Origin of the sequence: Bilifractor porci (assembly GCF_009696005.1) — a bacterium.
Taxonomy (GTDB): Bacteria; Bacillota; Clostridia; order Lachnospirales; family Lachnospiraceae; genus Bilifractor; species Bilifractor porci.
This window is the reverse complement of sequence record NZ_VUMV01000015.1, coordinates 1-18,754: the sequence shown is the minus strand read 5'-3', so window position 1 is coordinate 18,754 and position 18,754 is coordinate 1. Positions and strand designations below refer to the sequence as shown.

General features: G+C 51.5%; 16 protein-coding genes. 6 read left to right on the top strand and 10 right to left on the bottom strand.

Features of this window, described 5'->3' with window-relative positions; translation table 11 throughout:
* A partial coding sequence (locus FYJ60_RS12350) for an amidohydrolase family protein (protein WP_154458978.1) occupies positions 1–2,439 on the bottom strand: 2,439 nt, incomplete at its 3' end.
* 198 nt (positions 2,440–2,637) lie between these two features.
* Between FYJ60_RS12350 and FYJ60_RS12345 the strand changes: the two genes are divergently transcribed.
* Entirely contained in the window at positions 2,638–2,907 is a 270-nt protein-coding gene (locus tag FYJ60_RS12345) for a hypothetical protein (RefSeq protein WP_154458977.1), read from the top strand.
* Between the two features lie 188 nt (positions 2,908–3,095).
* On the opposite strand, the gene FYJ60_RS12340 is transcribed toward FYJ60_RS12345, so the two are convergent.
* Positions 3,096–3,518, bottom strand: coding sequence for a hypothetical protein (locus tag FYJ60_RS12340; RefSeq protein WP_154458976.1), 423 nt, complete (start codon positions 3,516–3,518; stop codon positions 3,096–3,098).
* An 820-nt stretch (positions 3,519–4,338) separates the two neighbouring features.
* Between FYJ60_RS12340 and FYJ60_RS12335 the strand changes: the two genes are divergently transcribed.
* Positions 4,339–5,322, top strand: coding sequence for an SDR family NAD(P)-dependent oxidoreductase (locus FYJ60_RS12335; RefSeq protein WP_154458975.1), 984 nt, complete (start codon positions 4,339–4,341; stop codon positions 5,320–5,322).
* A 153-nt stretch (positions 5,323–5,475) separates the two neighbouring features.
* Here the strand turns inward: FYJ60_RS12335 and trpS are convergent, their stop codons facing one another.
* The 3 genes from trpS to FYJ60_RS12320 are packed head-to-tail and all read right to left on the bottom strand — an operon-like array spanning position 5,476 to position 7,402.
* Positions 5,476–6,567, bottom strand: a complete 1,092-nt coding sequence (trpS, locus tag FYJ60_RS12330) for a tryptophan--tRNA ligase (RefSeq protein ID WP_154458974.1) — start codon at positions 6,565–6,567, stop codon at positions 5,476–5,478.
* 9 nt (positions 6,568–6,576) lie between these two features.
* Positions 6,577–6,909 (bottom strand): heat-shock protein Hsp90, encoded by a 333-nt coding sequence (locus FYJ60_RS12325; RefSeq protein WP_154458973.1) that lies wholly within the window; start codon positions 6,907–6,909, stop codon positions 6,577–6,579.
* 25 nt (positions 6,910–6,934) lie between these two features.
* Positions 6,935–7,402, bottom strand: coding sequence for a GNAT family N-acetyltransferase (locus FYJ60_RS12320; protein ID WP_330579219.1), 468 nt, complete (start codon positions 7,400–7,402; stop codon positions 6,935–6,937).
* A gap of 565 nt (positions 7,403–7,967) precedes the next feature.
* Between FYJ60_RS12320 and FYJ60_RS12315 the strand changes: the two genes are divergently transcribed.
* Entirely contained in the window at positions 7,968–9,224 is a 1,257-nt protein-coding gene (locus tag FYJ60_RS12315; protein WP_154458971.1) for a class I SAM-dependent rRNA methyltransferase, read from the top strand.
* Here the strand turns inward: FYJ60_RS12315 and FYJ60_RS12310 are convergent.
* Entirely contained in the window at positions 9,203–10,810 is a 1,608-nt protein-coding gene (locus FYJ60_RS12310; protein ID WP_154458970.1) for an ASKHA domain-containing protein, read from the bottom strand. The two genes, FYJ60_RS12315 and FYJ60_RS12310, sit on opposite strands and share 22 nt — an antisense overlap.
* Before the next feature lie 182 nt (positions 10,811–10,992).
* Between FYJ60_RS12310 and FYJ60_RS12305 the strand changes: the two genes are divergently transcribed.
* On the top strand, positions 10,993–11,832 hold the full coding sequence (locus FYJ60_RS12305) for an HAD family hydrolase (protein ID WP_205839104.1): 840 nt from the start codon (positions 10,993–10,995) through the stop codon (positions 11,830–11,832).
* A 15-nt stretch (positions 11,833–11,847) separates the two neighbouring features.
* Here FYJ60_RS12305 and FYJ60_RS12300 read toward each other — a convergent pair whose 3' ends face one another.
* The 4 genes from FYJ60_RS12300 to hisH all read right to left on the bottom strand — a co-directional run bounded on the left by FYJ60_RS12300 (position 11,848) and on the right by hisH (position 15,783).
* Complete coding sequence (locus FYJ60_RS12300) at positions 11,848–13,479, bottom strand: putative polysaccharide biosynthesis protein (protein ID WP_154458968.1); 1,632 nt, start codon at positions 13,477–13,479, stop codon at positions 11,848–11,850.
* 152 nt (positions 13,480–13,631) lie between these two features.
* Positions 13,632–14,306 carry a uracil-DNA glycosylase gene (locus tag FYJ60_RS12295; protein WP_154458967.1) on the bottom strand — a complete coding sequence of 225 codons (675 nt, stop codon included), beginning with the start codon at positions 14,304–14,306 and terminating at the stop codon, positions 13,632–13,634.
* Positions 14,307–14,368: 62 nt separating this feature from the next.
* Entirely contained in the window at positions 14,369–15,130 is a 762-nt protein-coding gene (hisF, locus tag FYJ60_RS12290) for an imidazole glycerol phosphate synthase subunit HisF (protein ID WP_154458966.1), read from the bottom strand.
* Between the two features lie 47 nt (positions 15,131–15,177).
* Complete coding sequence (gene hisH / locus FYJ60_RS12285) at positions 15,178–15,783, bottom strand: imidazole glycerol phosphate synthase subunit HisH (RefSeq protein ID WP_154458965.1); 606 nt, start codon at positions 15,781–15,783, stop codon at positions 15,178–15,180.
* 404 nt (positions 15,784–16,187) lie between these two features.
* Here hisH and FYJ60_RS12280 point away from each other — a divergent pair, with 404 nt between their 5' ends.
* Positions 16,188–17,165, top strand: a complete 978-nt coding sequence (locus tag FYJ60_RS12280) for a DMT family transporter (protein ID WP_154458964.1) — start codon at positions 16,188–16,190, stop codon at positions 17,163–17,165.
* A 169-nt stretch (positions 17,166–17,334) separates the two neighbouring features.
* Positions 17,335–18,537: a cation:proton antiporter gene (locus FYJ60_RS12275; RefSeq protein ID WP_154458963.1), complete on the top strand. Its 1,203-nt coding sequence runs from the start codon at positions 17,335–17,337 to the stop codon at positions 18,535–18,537.
* The last annotated feature ends 217 nt before the right edge of the window (positions 18,538–18,754 follow it).

Below are 18,754 nucleotides of genomic sequence, written 5' to 3'. Positions count from 1 at the left end.
GCTGCCGATCTGCTCCGCCAGCGGATGTTCTGCGTCGAAAAAGTGAACATACCCCTCCAGGGACAGTGCTTTTTCTCTCAGCACACTGGATTTTTCCCAGACATAAATAGCCGCCCTTCCTTTTCCGTTTCTCGCCTCCTGGATCATGTTCTCCGCCGAGGAGTTCCCGTCAAAGGCAAGCAGGACAGACGGCCTCCTCTCGAATATTTCATAATTAAAGCTTTTATAGATTCCCATACCCTCACTTTCCGTGGACACCCGGATCTGTACGCCTGCTGCCGTAAGTTTTCTCTGCTCCTCTCTGCTGATCATTGTCGGCACAAAAGCAAAGACAAGGAACCCTTTTCTGTTGTGCTCCAGAAGATATTTTTCATACCCTCTCAATTTGTTTCCTATTACAAAGAAATATTCATCCGGGCTTAAGGTCTCCAGCAGTCCGTCGATCTGACGGGTTCCCTCTTCCGTGATCCGGGTTGCGCGTTTTTCCGAGTTAAAGCTCCCTCCCATCAGCACAACCGGCGTGCGGTCCCAGGGAAGCTCATGAATCTGATCCTTCAGCTCCTGATTTGCGTCATGGCGCTGATTTCTGCGAAGCTTCAGGCTTCCTGCCACATGCTGCCCTTTCTCCATCCTCTGAAGAAGCACATCCGACAGTTCCCGGCCGTCCAAAAGCTGTGCAAACGTCTTTTTCTTTCTGGAGTAAGCTGCCTGGCTTTCCCTGATGATGTCAGATTCCGTATTTTTCATGCTCATAATTTCTTCCGGCGTCAGCCCCAGAAGTTTTTCCAGCGAGAGCTGCTCATCAATCGAATTGGTTCCATACAGAGCTGCGCCGTCTGTCCCCTGCACACAGTGAATTCCCTCCGCCAGATACTGTCGGAGCGGATGATTTTCCAGGCCATTCAGATTGTTCAGGCGGACATTGGATGTCAGCTGGAATTCCAGAACCACATGGTTCTCCTTCAGTTCCTCCAGTGTTTTTCTGCCTTTTCTGGATTTCAGGCTATAGGTGTACAGCCCGTGGCCCAGACGGACATGGGGCATTTTCTGTCCCGGCGCCAAGGAATCCTTTACACACTCGATGCTGTGAGAGACATTATCCTTCATGCTGTCGTTTTCTCCCGCATGAATGCGTATGACAAAAAAAGGATCTCTGGCGGCTATTTTCGCGATCCCCCGGAAAACCGGTTTTAATGTGATGATATCGTTAATTTCCTCTCCCACGAAGTCGCATCCCGCCACATAGGGATCTTCCGCGACAGCCTGAAGGACTTCCAGATTCCGGGCAAGATAGTCCTCCGGGGTTATCGCATCCTTGATAATGGTTAGCGGAATCCGGCGGAAAGCCGCCAGAAAGCGGATCATAACCCCCGTCTCACGGTAGATCCGGGGCATCACCTCGTGCACCTCTGTCAGCATCTGCAGGGATTCATACTTTTTCAGCAGTGTGGTATCGCTGATTTCCGCATAGCAGATCCCCTGCCTCTGATACGTTCTTGCGATCCAGAGAAGTTTGTCCTGAAAGATCGTGTTGCCATGATAAGCCCTGGTTTCTCCGTCCTTGAGCATCTGCATTAACGCCTGCCGTACATCCGCATCCGGAATCCGATCCGCCCGTGTCAAGGCGATTTTCTTTTCGCTCTCCTTTCCTTTACAGAATACATAGCGGTACAGATATACCTTTTCCAGATTGGTAAATACCGCCTGTCCGTCTTTTAATATAGCCAGGGAAGCTCGTATTTTTACGATATTTTCGTCAGCATGTTCCAGATTATTCAGAATCAGATCGGCAAAATTGATAAAGGTGTTATCATTGATTTTCCGGTCCAGATATTTTCCTTTCAGGTCTGAGCTGATAAACTGGCGGGCGACCTTTTCCCGCTGAGCGGCGAGGGCTGCCTCCTGCCCATCGGACAGGGAGAGTTCCAGCTTCCGCACATAGTAAAGCGGATAGCGGATCTGATGATAAATTCCCAGCGCGATAAGAATATCCGGAGCTAGGTTTCCGTTCATATGCGTGTGAAGATCGCTGCGAAATTTGTATTCCTTTCGTATATAGGCCTTGAATATCGTCTTGGAAATGTCCAGGCGGTAATCCTTGGTCTGGCTCATCAGGGTTTTGGCTACCGAGGGGACAAACGCCTTCATCTCTATTCTTCCATCCGGATAGATATTCGCTACCTTTGTTCCTCCCAGCCGGAAGATATAAATTTCCTGGTTTGTTCCATCGATATAACAGGGGATCTCGCCCCGGATGACAAGCAGCCCGCTGCCGCTCTCCGTCAGCGGAAGTCCGCATATTTTTGCCAGATTCCGGATCAGATTGCCGGTATGATGATTGGGTGTCTCCAGCTCATAAAAAAGCCTGTCCAGATCCCAATACAGATTGACAATCATGTCTTTTTCATTATCCAGGTAGAATCGTGTGAAATATGTCATCGGTCTGCTGTCCTTTTCTGCTTCTGCAATGCGGCTGCAAAATGCCGGTTTGACGGTTTCTGTTTACTTTTCTTCCAGTATAAAAAAATCCAGGCATTTTGTGAAGTGCGCCGAAGAAATCCGCCGCATTCTGATTGCCACATGTTTCCTGTCGGCTTATACTAATATCAGAAGGAAAAACAGGAAGGGGGTATCACGATGCAGGTACATGTTGATGATGAAATCTATGCTCATTATCAGGGAGAGGATCTGGACCACGCGAAAAAGATTATTGAAAGAATCCGGGACAGCGCCGACCGTCTCAGCAAAGACATGGTTTACGATCTGACGATCCGGGATATGGAGGTAATCGAGAGGCTGTCCAAACAGACGGACGCCACGGACGCGGATGTCTTCTATATTTACTGTGAAGGCTTTGCACGCGGACGTGATTATGAAAACGATAAAAAGGGCGTGAGCGGGGATTAAGAAACGCTTCCCCTCCCACTGCAAAAAGGCGCAAAGGCGGGCTCTTCCTTATGGAATGCCCGCCTTTCTCTAATGGTATGTTCCTTGTATGTTTTTATGCTTTTTGCATGCTGCCCTGCCTTCTTTTTTCTCTGTGCTGAAAAAAGATAAAAGACAAAGAACGCCGCGCAGGCAGCCCCCGCTGTCTGTCAGCTGAGCTGCATCAATGTGTTGGCAAGATCCGCCGCACTGTACATGTGCATCACAAACGCAATCATTCCAATCTCTACCAGGCACAGGACCGCCAATGTTACGCCGATCTTTTTTCTGCTCTCCACGCAGATGGCCGGATGGCTTCTGCGAATCCAGATATTATACCGGCTTCCGACCTGAAATTCCTTCTGTCCCACTTCCCTGTTCAGAGAGGACTGTTTTTTCTCTTCCCCCTGCAGGAAGCTGAACACTGCCCGATAGGTGGTTTTCTGATGTTTTCCTTTTCCTGTTGTAAGCGCCTGCACCTCTGTACACTCTGCTTCCTTTCTTGTGCGGAAGGCAGCAAAAGCGTAGATTTCATAAGCGATCATCAGGCTGACCGATAAAATAAAAATAGCTCCGACCACAGTTGTTAACATTCTGAATCCTCCAAATAAACAGCCAACGAAGCAGCCTTACGGCAGTGCTCCGGCAGAAGATTTTCCGGTTTGGTGTACATGCTACCACATCGCCAAATCAGATTCAATCCCGATTTTTCCGCTGAAACACTGGATTTTCTGCCGGTCACGTTAACTTTGCTGTTAATTTTCCGCTAATTCCGCATAAACAATTTCCGGGCACAGGGCATTCCGGGACGGACGTATCTGGAAAACTGCACAAATGGGAATCCGAATAATTGTCGATTTATTTTCTGATATTTATTTGACTTTTCACATATTTTGCTGTATTCTTTAATCAGAAACAAGAAATAAGCAGATAACGAACTGGAGGACAGTCCAATGTACAGATAAAGTCTACAGCTTAATGAAGAATCCTCTAAGGAGGAGCGAAACGATCACGATCAGTTGTAATTATTGAACGAGGATGTCTTTCAGGTCGATAATAAAATAGATAAAAAAGGAGGAAAAGATGAACAGTATTAGAGCTGTAATAACAATACGGGCTGTTTCTTAAGAGAGGATGCAGATGACGAGAAAGTCTGTATCCTCTTTCTTTATGCCATTTTTCTTTTCCCTATATGATCTTCCCCCGTATGCCTTTTTCCTGTATGTCTTTTTCCTTCCTCCCCTTTCTTCTTCCCGCCGTTATGGCCTGGATGTCAAAGTACCTTTACGCTATAAAGCCATGCCGTGATGAACTTGTATTATATAATCTGGAAACTCTCTTTTTTGAGACGTATAATATAAAGGTATTGAACGCAAAGAACTGTCACCTGAAAAGGAGAAGAAAGGAATTTTTATGCACATCATTGCAAGCATATGGAGTCATCTTACCGGGATTTTCGGGACGGTTGTCCTGGTAACCGCGCTTATTTCTTTTATCATCGGGCTGATTGAGCGTTATCACTATGCAACCCGCAAGGCTGCCCCCGGACTGTCCCCGGACGGAAAAGGCAGCGCAGCTGCCGGAGAGGATGCCGTTATGCGGAAGGATCCTCATTCGGATGCCCGGAAAATCGCTGTGATCACCGGCGCCTCCAGTGGGCTTGGCTCCGGATATGCCAAAGCCATCGATAAAACTCCAAAAGCCTATGACGTAAATGAAATCTGGCTGATTGCCCGCAGAAAAGACCGTCTGGACGCGCTTGCCCGGCAGCTGCATCTTCCCGTCTATGTGGTTCCCATGGATCTGACCGATCAGGGAAATCTGAAATGGTTTGTGGAAACACTGAAAAAGGAAAGCGACAGAAGCAGTTCGTTTTCTGTCTCTGTTCTGCTGAACTGCGCAGGTTTCGGTAAGTTCGGAACTTCATCGGAAATCGGCCGCGCAGAAGAGGGGCGGATGATTGATGTGAATGACAAGGCCGCCATCAATATGACGGATCTTCTGATTCCCTATATGCGTCCCGGAAGCCGTATCGGACAGATTTGTTCTGTGGCAGCCTTCCAGCCCATTCCTGGTTTTAACGCCTACGCCGCCTCCAAGGCTCTTCTTTATTCCTACAGCCGGGCTCTTCGAGTGGAGCTGCTGAAACAAGGCATTAGCGTCACAGCTGTCTGTCCTTACTGGATCAAAGACACGGAATTTATTGAGGTCGCTGCCGGTAAAAAGCGGAATCTTCCTCTTGCGTCCCGCAGTGATTCTATTATACGGCTTTCCCTGTGGGATCTCCGGCACAATCATGCCCTGTCAACGCCGGGATTCATCTGTACACTGGACCGTATTTTCGCCGGGTTAATTCCCGACGAGGTGATGGCTTTTCTTATGAAGAAGTTCATATAACAGTACTGTATAAGTCCTACGCGCTGCTTCGCTACAGGTAAGAGCGCTCTCGTGCCGCCTTCGCGTCACTTCTCGCTCTTACCTGTTGTCGTTTCTGGAGCGAAAGCTCCCTGGTCCGCAAGCGGCCCGTTAGCTTTTGCTCCGAAACTGGACTTATACAGTATATTTCTGTGTGAGTTGGGCGATGAGGTTTTTGTCCTGGAAGTAATCGATCTGCATGGCGTGTTTCATTTCTGCCAATGTCTGGGCCGCTTTCTTTTCTGCTTTTCTGCTTCCCTCTTCTAGCATGGCAAAGACGCCCGGAATATCTTTTTCATAACGTGCTCTTCTCTCCCGTATGGGGGACAGCTCCGCCTGAAGAACTTTGTTCAGGAATTTCTTGACTTTTACATCGCCAAGGCCTCCCTTTTGGTAATGCTCTTCCAGTTCCTGGAGATTGTGATACTCCGGCCAGAATTCCGCAAAGGAATCGTCGGTGGCAAACGCCTCCAGATAAATAAAGACCGGATTTCCTTCTACTTTTCCGGGATCTTCCACGCGGAGATGGTTGGGATCCGTGAACATCGACATGACCTTTTTCCTGACGGTTTCCTCCGGATCCGAGAGATAAATGCAGTTCCCCAGGGATTTGCTCATTTTCGCCTTTCCATCGGTTCCCGGAAGGCGGAGCTGGGACTGTTTTTTCGGAAGAAGAATCTGCGGTTCTACCAGGACATCGCCGTAAATGGAATTGAATTTCCGCACGATTTCACGTGTCTGCTCCAGCATTGGTTCCTGATCCTCGCCGGCAGGAACTACGGTTCCCTTGAAGGCGGTAATATCCGCCGCCTGGCTGATGGGGTAGCTGAAGAATCCCATGGGGATGCTGTTCTCAAAATTTTTCTGCTGTATTTCCGCCTTTACGGTTGGATTGCGCTGTACTCTGGCTACCGTCACGAGGTTCATATAATAGAACGTCATCTCGGTCAGTTCCGGGATCTGTGACTGAATTAAGATGGTAGACTTTTCCGGATCCAGTCCGGCCGAAAGATAATCCAGCGCCACCTCGATAATGTTCTGCCTGACTTTTTCCGGGTTATCGAAGTTGTCGGTCAGCGCCTGCGCGTCCGCAATCATGATATAGATTTCATCAAATTCTCCGGAATTCTGAAGTTCCACACGATTCCTGAGAGAACCCACATAATGGCCGATATGCAGTTTTCCTGTCGGCCTGTCTCCCGTCAGAATAATTTTCTTAGCTTCCATTTCTCTCCCTCAGATGTCTTTCTCATTCTCCAGCAGCTTTGCCGCATTCTGACAGGCGGGACAGATGCAGTATTTTCCGCCTTTTTCCTTATGCTCTTTCGCCTGTTTTGCCATGGCGGCTGCCTGCTCCGCACCAAATAACTTCTTTCCGTTCTCGGACTCGCAAAGACCGATCAGGCTGTCAATGGTTGTAATGTCCTGCTTCATCTCCTGGATCAGCGCTGCCGCCTGCTCTTTTCCCGGATTTTCCAGATATGCCTCCGCCACTTTCTTTAATCCCTCATAGCAGGACGGAGCGTCCTTCATTGCCTTTACGGTCTCCATAACTTCTGTCTTCGTCATCTTTTTTCCTCCTTTTTCTGAGCTCTTATAAAACCTGTTCCATACAGATAAACTGCGGTTTCATTCCCATTGCCTCATAGAATTTTTCCGCCCCGTCGTTTCCCTGCCAGACATGAAGCGTGATGTTATAGAAATGATTTTCTTCCGCATATTGCTTTACATGCTCAAAAAGCTTCTGTCCGATATGCTGTCCGCGGATTTCCTGATCGACACAAAGATCATCGATATAGAGGGTTTTTACCTCTGTCCGGATGCTGTCTCCCAGAATCTGTTCCTCCGCGCACATGCAGTAGCCGATCAGTCTGTCCTTCTCGTCTACCGCCGCAAAAACGGGTCTTCTGTCATCTGCCAGCAGCTCTTTCAGCTGGCTGTCGGAATATTTCCGTCCGATTTTGAATAAATCCGGCCTGATCTTGTGATGCACCAGATTTACTTCATTGAGAAGCTTATCGATTTCCGGAATATCTTTCTGTTCTGCCCTTCTGATTTTCACTGCAAACACCTCCTTTTCTTCTCCGGTATGCTTTTCCGCATTACCCGGCTGATGACAGCTTATGATGATGAAAAATGCCCTTTTCCTTCTCCCACTGCGCGGATACGTGAAATGTTGATGTGTTTTGCGCAATCTTTTTTGCAGAGTGCGGAATAAAGAAGATAACAAACCGCCCCTGACAGACTCTTCAAAAAAAGTCTGTCAGGGGCGGGAGTGATTTTCTATCCCGTGGTGCCACCCTGCTTTGTGTCTCCACACACTTATGGAATACCTGCATATTCCCGGCAGTTAACGCCTGCCCTGCGTCATGGAATACTTGCGTCTGCTTTCCCCATGCCCTCCGCGGTCCATTTGCGAAACAGCGTTCTGTCCGGCTCCCACCTTCCCGGACTCTCTGAGAGTGCCCTTCTCGCTTTATCTCCGCCTCAACGGTTTGTTTACCTTTGCTGTTTCTCCTATTCTGGCACAGAAAGAGCTGTTTGTCAAAGTTTTCATTTGACAGTTCCCGGCGTATGGAGATAATGAAGTTATTACAGTTCTAAAAGAAAGATGAGGAATCTATCAAATGGCATCTGTACTTACGGGAATCTGCCCGGACACTTCTTCTTCCAAAAACCTGGCTGTGTCAGCCACCGCCAATCTCCGGAAGGGTGAGGGCCGCATTTTGAAAGCAGGCGGCCTCTGGGTCTATGATAACGAGATTGCTTCTGTCATGGGGGATTTTAAGGATGGGGACATTCTCTCCGTCCGTGATTTTGACGGATTTTTTCTGGGCTACGGGTTTATCAATACCCGGTCTAAGATCCGAATCCGCATACTGTCCAGGAAAGAGACGGAGTACGTCACTCCTGCGTTTCTGAAACAACGCGTCCGGGACGCCTGGGATTACCGCCGCCATGTCATCGACACTTCCAGCTGCCGGATCATCTTCGGCGACGCGGATCTGCTGCCCGGCCTGACCGTGGACAAATATGAGGATATTCTGGTTGTCGAATCTCTGGCTCTGGGAACCGACCTGCTGAAGCCGGTGATCCTGCAGGCGCTTACGGAAGTTCTGGAGGAGGACGGCATACGTATAAGCGGGATTTATGAACGAAGCGACGCGAAGGTCCGGGAGAAGGAAGGTATGGAACGAAAAAAAGGCTTTCTTTCCGCTCCCTTTGACACACAGGTTCCGATCGCGGAAAACGGAATCCGTTATCTGGTCGATGTGGAAAACGGGCAGAAAACCGGATTCTTTCTGGACCAGAAGCTGAACCGGCTGGCGATCCGCCCCATGTGCAGAAACGCTGATGTGCTGGACTGCTTCACGCACACAGGTTCCTTCGGCCTGAACGCGGCGGCGGGAGGCGCCCGCCATGTCCTGTCCGTCGATGCATCAGACACAGCCATCCGGCAGGCGAAAAAAAACGCACAGCTGAACGGATATGCCGATACCATTGATTATCTCACCGCCGATGTTTTTGAGCTGCTTCCGCGTCTGGAGGCAGAGAAAAAGCAGTTTGACGTTGTCATTCTGGATCCGCCGGCGTTTACCAAATCCCGAAGCTCCATCCGGGCCGCCGCAAGAGGCTATCGGGAAATCAATCTCCGGGGAATGAGGCTGACCAGAAGCGGGGGCTTTCTTGCCACCTGCTCCTGCTCCCACTTTATGGATCAGGATCTGTTTGCCCGCACGATTGCCCAGGCCGCCCATGATGCCCATGTGCGTCTCCGCCAGGTAGAATTCCGGACCCAGGCTCCGGATCACCCGATTGTCTGGGCCGCGGATGACTCCTATTACCTGAAGTTCTATATTTTTCAGGTTGTGCGTTCCTTCTGAGCCGAAAGAGCCTTCAGCTTCTCCATCACCGACGGATAGCGTTCGGCATCGGTGTGGGGAAGCGCTTCCGCTGCCCGCATCCGGGTCAGGAAATCATCGACCGCCCCAAACTGCACATAGCTCATCAGACCCAGAATCTGACGGATATCCTGAAGCAGTGAACGGTCCAGCAGGAGCTTCTGCGCCCCTTCCAGAGAGGTATTTCCTGCGGGGACAATCCGGCCGCGCTCCACGTCCGGATACATGCCGATGTTCACGGCAGATTCTACGTCTACATGCGCTCCGAACGAGCCGGCCATATAAAAGCGGGCAACATCCTGTATTTCTATGCCGGACACATCCAGCATGTATTCCATCATGGTGGCTGCGGCCGCTTTTGTGCGGATAAATTCCAGAATATCACTCTGATAGAACCAGAGTCCCGGATAATAGCAGACCGCCAGCTCCTCTTCACCGGTTTCCTGTACCTTCTGTCTCTGGATCAGTCCGCTTTTTTCCGGCTGCAGCGTGCCCTGGATATTGATCCATCCGTGCAAAAACAGCTCGGAAATCATGTCTACGATTCCCGATCCGCATATCCCGACAGGACTGCTTCCTCCAATCGTTTTCAGATGAAATACCGATCCGGGCAGAATCCCGTTTTCCTCTGTTTTCTTCTCCTGATCCGGGGTCATACGCACGGCCTCAACCGCGCCCTCGGCGGCGCGCATCCCTGTCTTGACCACGCCTCCCTCCAGCGCCGGCCCTGCCGCGCCGGCTCCGCAGAGAAGGAACTGGCTGTTTCCGACGACCAGCTCTCCGTTCGTTCCCACATCGAAAAACAGGGAAATCTTCTCGCTTCTGTATAATCCGACCGCGACCAGGCCGCTGACAATGTCTCCTCCCAGATAGTTGGCCAGCCCCGGATAGCAGTACACCCAGCCTCTTACCGGAAGCTCCAGATCCGTTCCCCGGTAAAAGCCCGGCTGAAGCGTCTCCACCGCATAGGGCGACGCGAATACCGAAAACGCATCCAGACCCAGCAGGAAATGTGTCATCGCCGTATTTCCTGCCACAACAACGGAGAGCGCGTTCTGCGGATCAATGCCTGTTTTCCGCTGAAGCATCCGCATCAGCTCCAGGAAGGTATCAACCGTCGCCCTGCGTATCTCCTCCAGATGTTCCGGCTGATCCCTGCTGTAGAAAATCCTGGTGAGGATATCCTCGCCGAATCGGATCTGATGATTGTAAACGCCGGCCTCCGACATGCATTCCCCGGTTTCCAGATCCAGCATTCTCATAATGACCGATGTACTTCCCAGATCGACGGCAAGACCGACGGCAGGTATCTTGGATTTTCCTCTCTCCGCTCCGACGACCTCCCAGCCGGAGCCGTTCCAGGACAGCGAGACGGTGATTTTCCAGTCCGCGTTCTCACAGAGCGGATTCAGACTGCGCAGGGCGCCGATCGACATGTGGAGATCCTGTCCCCGCAGATCCGGGACGGTTTCACGCAGCGACCGGAAGATCCGCTCCTCTGCGGGCAGATTGTCCTCCTCTGAGGGGGCAGGCATTTCCAGATAGATTTTTCTTCCCAGTGCATTCAAAATTTTATTTCCTCCCGACAGATCATCGGACACACGATTTTACAAAGTTCCTTACACAAATTCCTCCGCCTGGTATATAGTAGGAGAAGAAAATCAGCGGAAAGGATTCCTTTTCCGGAATCTGCACCATTCGGGGAAAAAGACCTTTTGTTCCCAACTCATACTATGACAGGATGGAATCTATGAATAAAGCACAATCCCGCAGCCACGAACAGAAATACAGGCTTCTTCTTCTGGATATCGACGGCACCCTGCGTCCGCAGAAATGCACCCGCATTCCGGAGGAAAATGTCGAAGAGGTACGGCGGATCCGCAGCCTGGGCGTGCAGACAGCAATTGCCACCGGAAGGGGACGGAATTCTGTTCCCGATGCCATGCTGAACGGGCTTTCTCCGGATTTCTGGATCTGCGCCGCAGGGGCTCAGATACTGACGCAGGACGGAAAAGAGCTTTTTGCCAGCCGGATGTCCCAAACCTGTATGGAAGCCCTTCTCTGCTTTGCCGACCAGAGGGACTTTCCTCTCGGCTTTTCCTTTGACGACGGGCTCTATTTCTACCGCGGCTTTTCCTATATTGAAGCGAGGAACCGGACATTCGGCATACCCAGCACAGACCGGGACTGCCCGAACCGGGACCGGCACCGGAAGGGGATGCCATTTTCCGCGGTAGCGTTTCCCACGCAGGAGGATATTCAATTCTTCACCAGTAAGCACAGGGATCTCGGACTGCGCTTCGCTTATTTCAATGTTCAGACAGATGACGGAAGGGTGGGCTGCGATATTCTCCGACCCGACCAGGACAAGGCAAACGCCCTGGATTTTCTGTGCCGCTATCTCCATATTCCCACTGCTTCTGCCGCCGCTGCCGGGGACGGCTTCAACGACATCGGCATGCTGAAGGCCGCGGGCCTGAGCTATGCCATGAACCACTCTCTTCCGGAAGTAAAGAAAGCCGCAGACCGGATTCCATCTCCGCAGGGATATGAAATAGCAAACATGTGCCGGGAAATCTGGCCTGTCTGAGACCGGCCTGTTCCGTTATCGATAAACGTGCAGCAGCCGCAGGATCTTTACCAGCCTTCCCCCCATGGGGTAGCTGTACATTTCCTCCTCGGTTGTATGGGAGAAAATCACATACATCACCAGGTAAACAAGCATGCCCGCCAGAATTGCCACAAGCAGCCCGATAAACGGTCTCCGGGTAAGGCGGAACAGCAGGTAGTACACCAGCATAACCAGGATACCCATGACTGCGGACGCCGCGGCAGGCTCCACATAAATTCTCCGGATGTCCTGCCGGTAGCCCAGAAGCTTGCGCATGGAAATAATATTCGCGATGCAGCAGACAAATGAGAAAATAATATTGGAAATCAGTACCGCGTAGATGTCCAGCTGCGGCGCTGCAAGCAGCATGAGAGCCAGACTGACCAGGTTCGCGCCGAGAGAAATTCCGGCATTTACCAGCGCCGTCCTCTGGTGGCCGATCGCCTGCAGCACGCCTCCTGAGATAATAGAAAACGCATCCGTGAGAATGTAAACCGAACCGAAAATCATCAGCCGCGCCGCCAGAGCTGTGCTGGACGGGAATAAAACTCCCATCAGCGGATAGGCAAGAACCATCATGCCAACCGCAGACGGAATGCAGATAAACATGCTCAGCCGCAGCGTCTGACTGACCTGGCGGTTGGCGCCGGAAAGATTTCCCACCGCGAATTTGCCCGACACCTCCGGCATCATGGCGGAAGTACTGGCGGATGCCAATGCCAGGGGAATACCTGCCATCGGCACAAAATAATTGCTGTATTCCCCGTAGGCGGAAGAAATGGCATCCGCGTCGAAGCCGTGCCATCCCTGCAGGCTGGAGTACAGATAGCTGTCCAGATAAGCGCTGCAGTTATAGATAAAGGATGTGAAAATAATGGGCGTAATCATCCAGAGCATCATCCGAAGAATTTCGCCGTAGCTTTCCTCCTGACTGCTGCGGTCCCGCTCAACCCTTCTCCTGAAATAATTCCGGTTGATCCCGTAAACGAACAGCATAAAAAGCAGCCCCACCAGTACGCCGGCGCCGGTGCCCAGCGTACCGCCCATGGCGCCGTACACCGCTGCCGCGGTATCTCCCTGTCCGGCTACGCTGCGGACCAGAATCCAGGCTGCCAGAACACTGACGACCGCATTCATGATCTGTTCCAGAATCTGGGAAACAGATGTCGGCGTCATGGTCCGGTGCGCCTGAAAATATCCACGCAGCACGCCGAGGATTGCGGAAAGAAAGACCGTCGGTGCAAGAACACGCAGGGCAGGAAGTGCATTCTGCTGGTTGGCCGGAAGCAGGAACTGCCCTCCGAACCAGCAGATCAGCGCCGTAATTCCTCCTACAATGACGGCGTAAAGCAAGGCGCCGCGGAAGAACTTGTTCGCGCTTTTATACTGTTTCAGCGCCAGCTTCTCCGAGACGATCTTGGACACAGCCATCGGTATACTGTAGGATGAGATCAGCAGCAGAATGGAATACAGATTGCTGGCGAACCCGTAATAGCCCAGCCCTACCCCGCCGAGAATCTGCCCCAGCGGCCTGCGGTAAAGAAGGCCGATGATACGGGAAATAATAGAAGCGGCCATCAGGATGGACGCGTTTTTTACAAGTGAATTACTGTTTTTATCTGCCATAATCAACTTCCGGGCCGGCAGCGCCGGCGCTACAACATAAGATACGAGGTTTCAATCTGCCGCTTCACTTCGCACGGTTCTTTCCCTATACGGATAAAAATAGTGATGACTTTTTTCCGTCATGTTCTGCCTGTACACAGATGAAACACCAGCTAGACGTCCTCGATCTGCCAGTCAATCGGTGTCAGTCCGTTTGCTTCCAGGTAGGCATTTGTTTTGGAGAAAGGTCTGCTTCCGAAGAATCCGCGGTAAGCCGAGAGCGGACTGGGATGCGGGCTTTTCAGAATCAGATGCCTGGGATTGGTAATCATGGACGCCTTCTGCTGCGCCGGCTTTCCCCACAGAATAAATACTAGGGGTCTGTCCTGTCCGGCGAGAACGCGGATCGCGGCGTCTGTAAACTCCTGCCATCCGATATCCTTGTGGGAAAATGCCCTGTGCGCACGCACCGTCAGGACAGTGTTGAGCAGCAGGACTCCCTGCTCCGCCCATTTGGTCAGGCATCCGTTGTTGGGAATTTTGCATCCCAGATCATCATGAAGTTCCTGGTAGATATTTACAAGGGAAGGCGGTATCTCCACTCCCGGCATGACAGAGAAGCTGAGCCCGTGTGCCTGTCCCGGCTCATGATAGGGATCCTGGCCGAGAATAACGACTTTGACGTCCGGAAGAGGCGTCAGATGAAACGCATTAAAGATATCATCCGCAGGCGGATAGACTGTTGTGGTCCGGTACTCCCTGCCCACGGTCTCAAATAATTTTCTGTAATAGGGCTTTCGGAACTCTCCCTGAAGCGCCTTTTCCCACTCTCCGGATATTGCCGGCATACGATCATCTCCTCTGTATCAGAAAAATCCCCGAAAACACCGCGGTGTCTGCACGCCTCCGGTTACAGACGGACAGGTACACCTCTGCCTCTCAGATATTCCTTCAGTGTCCGGATTTCCAGTTCCCTGTAATGAAACAGAGAGGCTGCCAGCGCCGCGTCCGCGCCGCCTTCTGTCAAGGCATCGTAGAAGTGCTCCATATTTCCCGCTCCGCCGGAGGCGATCACGGGAATCTTTACCTCGTCCGCGATGGCACGGGTCAGCTCCAGGTCATACCCGGCTTTTGTGCCGTCGCAGTCCATGCTGGTAAGAAGGATTTCCCCTGCTCCGAGTTTTTCCGCTTTTGCCGCCCATTCCACGGCATCAAGGCCGACATCAATTCTTCCTCCGTTTTTATAAACCGTCCATCCCTCTCCGTTTTCTCTTTTCCTGGCATCAATGGCTACCACGACGCACTGGCTTCCGAAAATTTCCGCCGCATCTGTGATCAGACGGGGATTGTTAATCGCGGAAGAATTGATGGATATTTTGTCCGCCCCTTCCCGCAGGAGCATGCGGAAATCATCAACGGTGCGGATCCCGCCCCCTACTGTAAACGGGATAAATACATTTTCCGCCACACGACGGACCATGTCTACTACCGTCCCCCGGTTGTCGCTGGATGCGGTAATGTCAAGAAAAACAAGCTCGTCCGCGCCTTCCCGGTCATAGGCTTTCGCCACCTCCACCGGGTCTCCGGCATCCCGGAGATTGACAAAATTTACTCCCTTTACCACCCGTCCGTTATTCACATCCAGACAGGGAATGATTCTTTTTGTAAACATTGCTTTCCGCTCCTTTTCGCACAGCCTGACGCAATGGAAGCCCACAACTAAAGCTCACAGTAGTTTTTCAGGATACGAAGCCCTACGGATGAACTTTTTTCCGGATGAAACTGGGTGGCAAACACATTTTCTTTTTCCACCGAAGCATCTATGGTCACTCCGTATTCCGCTGTCGCCGTTACGATGGAAGGATCCTCCGCTTTCAGATAGTAGGAATGCACGAAATACACATACGCTTGATCCGGAATTCCCCGGAACAGTCTTCCGTTGTTCTGCAGATGAATGGAGTTCCATCCCATATGCGGGATTTTCAGTCCGGGAGCGGGAGGAATCCGCAGTATCTTCCCCTTCAGGATGCCAAGCCCCTCTGCGCCTTCGCTCTCCTCGCTGCCCTCAAACAGCAGCTGCAGGCCGACACAGATGCCCAGAAGCGGCTTATTCTGCCCGGTCAGTTCCCGGATCACAGGAACCAGGCCGTATTTTTTCAGGTTTTCCATACAGACGCCGAAATTCCCGACGCCAGGCAAAACCAGCTTGTCCGCCCGCTCCAGCACTTTCGGGTCTCTGGTCAGGCAGACATCCTGGCCGAGAGAAATAAGCGCTTTTTCCACACTTTTTATGTTTCCTGCGTCATAATCTATAATGGCTATCATTTTCGGTTTCCTCATACCTGTTGTCGTTTCTGGAGCAAATGCTTCCTGGGACGCAAGCGTCCCGTAAGCTTTGCTCCGAAACTGGACCTCTGAGTACTGTATAAGTCCTACGCGCTGCTTCGCTGCTCCGCAGCTCTCGCATCGCTACAGGTAAGAGCGTTCTCGTGCCGCTTTCGCGTCACTGCCCGCTCTTACCTGTTGTCGTTTCTGGAGCAAATGCTTCCTGGGACGCAAGCGTCCCGTAAGCTTTGCTCCGAAACTGGACTTATACAGTAAATGATGCTAGAATGCTTGTCGAGTCTGCGAGCGCATCGGTGTGTGCCTCAGTGTGCGCATCAATGTGCGCATCATCAGGACTCTTAGTTTACACGATTTTTTTCTATAAAACAAGTTAGGAGCTGTCTATGAAGTCCGTCCGGATCCGTCATTCTTTTTATCTTCTTCTGGCCACTCTGTTCTGGGGAACCACGTTTGTCGCGCAGAGCGTGGCTATGAACTCGCTGGGTCCTTATACCTATAATGTCTGCCGGTTTCTGGTCGGTTTTGCCGTGCTGCTTCCCCTGGGAATCTGGTCCGGACGCAGGGACCCGCATGCGGTCAACTACAAAAATCACACGAAAGAATCTGCGTCGCAGAGGCGCAGAAGCCTGCTTCTGGGCGGGATTGCCTGCGGAATCTGTATTTTCCTGTCCGGAAGCCTGCAGCAGATCGGACTGGTCTATACCACAGCGGGAAAATCCGGTTTTCTGACCGCCATGTATATCCTGCTGGTTCCGGTTTTCGGTCTTTTTCTGCACCGTAAATGCCCGGTTACGGTCTGGATTGCATCGGCAATCGCTGTTGTGGGTCTGTATTTTCTCTGTATCACAGAAAATGTTTCTATAAATAAAGGAGATGTCATTACCCTTTGCTCGGCTGCCGTTTTCGCCGTGCATATTCTTGTGGTTGACCGTGTGTCTCCGGAGGTAAACGGCGTACAGCTGAGCGCCTTCCAGTTTCTGATCGGCGGCCTGGTTTCCGTTATTCCCATGCTTCTGTTTGAGTCTCCCTCCTGGGTGGCTGTCAGTCACGCATGGGGTCCTATTCTCTATGCCGGGATTTTTTCCTGCGGCGTAGCCTATACGCTTCAGATTATCGGACAAAGGGATCTGAATCCGACCGTCGCCTCACTCCTGATGAGCCTGGAATCATGCATCGCGGTGATCTCCAGCTGGCTGATTCTGGGAGATACCATGAGCGGACGGGAGCTGTTCGGCTGTGTTCTGATGTTCTGTGCCATCATTCTGGCCCAGCTTCCCGAAAAAAAGAAGGCATCCGACGGAACAGACAGGCGGAAGGACATCCGTTCCGCGCAAACCGTCGGCGCCGCGGAGCAGTCATAACCCGGGCCTGCCTGCAGGTCTGTGCGGCGGACCGCCATTGTCCTGCGCGTCTGCCGCTTCTGCCTGCTGGCGTTTCCGGCGCAAAAGCCGCAGATGGCTTATAAATCTTTTGTCACAAAATCGAAACGGATACTGCACATGTTGTTCCAATCATAAGGGGGATTGAAAATTGGATACACTGGATATTTTGCGCTCTCTTGCCATTATCATTATTTTCGCGAAGTTTTTCGGACTAATTGCGCGAAAGCTGAAGGCGCCCCAGGTGGCGGGGGAAATTGTCGCCGGGCTTCTGATCGGCCCCAGCGCCTTGAACATCGTTCAGACCAATGATTTTATTTCGGGCTTTGCGGAAATCGGCGTTATCCTTCTGATGTTCGGCGCAGGCCTGGATACCGATCTGAAACAGCTGAAAAAATCCGGAATCAAAGCAACGCTGATTGCCTGCGCTGGCGTGGCTGTCCCGATGGTTTTAGGAACGCTGCTTTTTATGGCTTTTTACGGATTCGCCGCTCCGGGAACCGAACAGTTTGCCAAAGCTTTGTTCATCGGCACCATTCTGACGGCCACTTCCGTAAGCATCACGGTACAGGCACTTCGGGAACTTGGAAAGCTCTCGGATGAAGTCGGCACAACCATTTTAAGCGCCGCTATTATTGATGACGTAATCGGGATTCTGGTTCTGACGGCAGTTCTCAGTCTGAAGGATCCCTCCAGCAGTATCGGCGCCGTAACTGTAAAAACGATTCTCTTCTTTGTTCTTGCCGTCGGCTGCGGGACACTGATCTACCAACTGATGAAAAAGGCAGACACCCGGTGGAAGCACACCCGCCGGATTCCTATTATCGGCCTGGCGCTGGCCTTTGCCCTGGCCTACATCGCGGACAAATATTTCGGCGTGGCCGACATAACCGGGGCTTACTGCGCCGGCGTAATCCTCTGCAACCTTGACGACTCCGGCTATATCGGGCGAAAGATCGACATCAATTCCTATATGCTTTTCGGGCCTGTCTTTTTTGCCAGCATAGGACTGCAGACCAATCTGCGCCAGCTGGACACAACCATTCTTCTGTTCTCGGCCGCTTTTGTGATCGTCGGCATGCTGGGAAAGATCATCGGATGCGGTCTGACTGCCCGTGCCCTCGGGTTTAACAACCGGGACTCCCTGAAAATCGGCTGCGGTATGATGACCCGCGGAGAGGTTGCGCTGATCGTCGCACAGCGGGGACTGAAGGCCGGAATGGTCGAGAGTCAGTTTTTCACCTCCGTGATTCTGCTTATCATTGTCAGCTCCATTGTCACCCCGATTGTCCTGAAGGCTATTTATTCCAAAGATGAGAAATCTATACCGGCTCCGCAAAAAAGCGCCGTGTAAATTACTTTATTATTTGCACATGATTGACAAGCGCTGTGTTATCCGCATCGGAGTAACACAGCGCTCTTTCTATTGTTTTTTTCGCTTTAGTCCCGTTTTCAACAGTTTCGAGATAAAAAGAGCCCAGGAATGGTTGTGTTTAAGCCATTTTCTGAGCTTTTTTACTCCCTGCAAATGTTGTATTGGTACACTGACCTGATATAAAATATTTCACAAG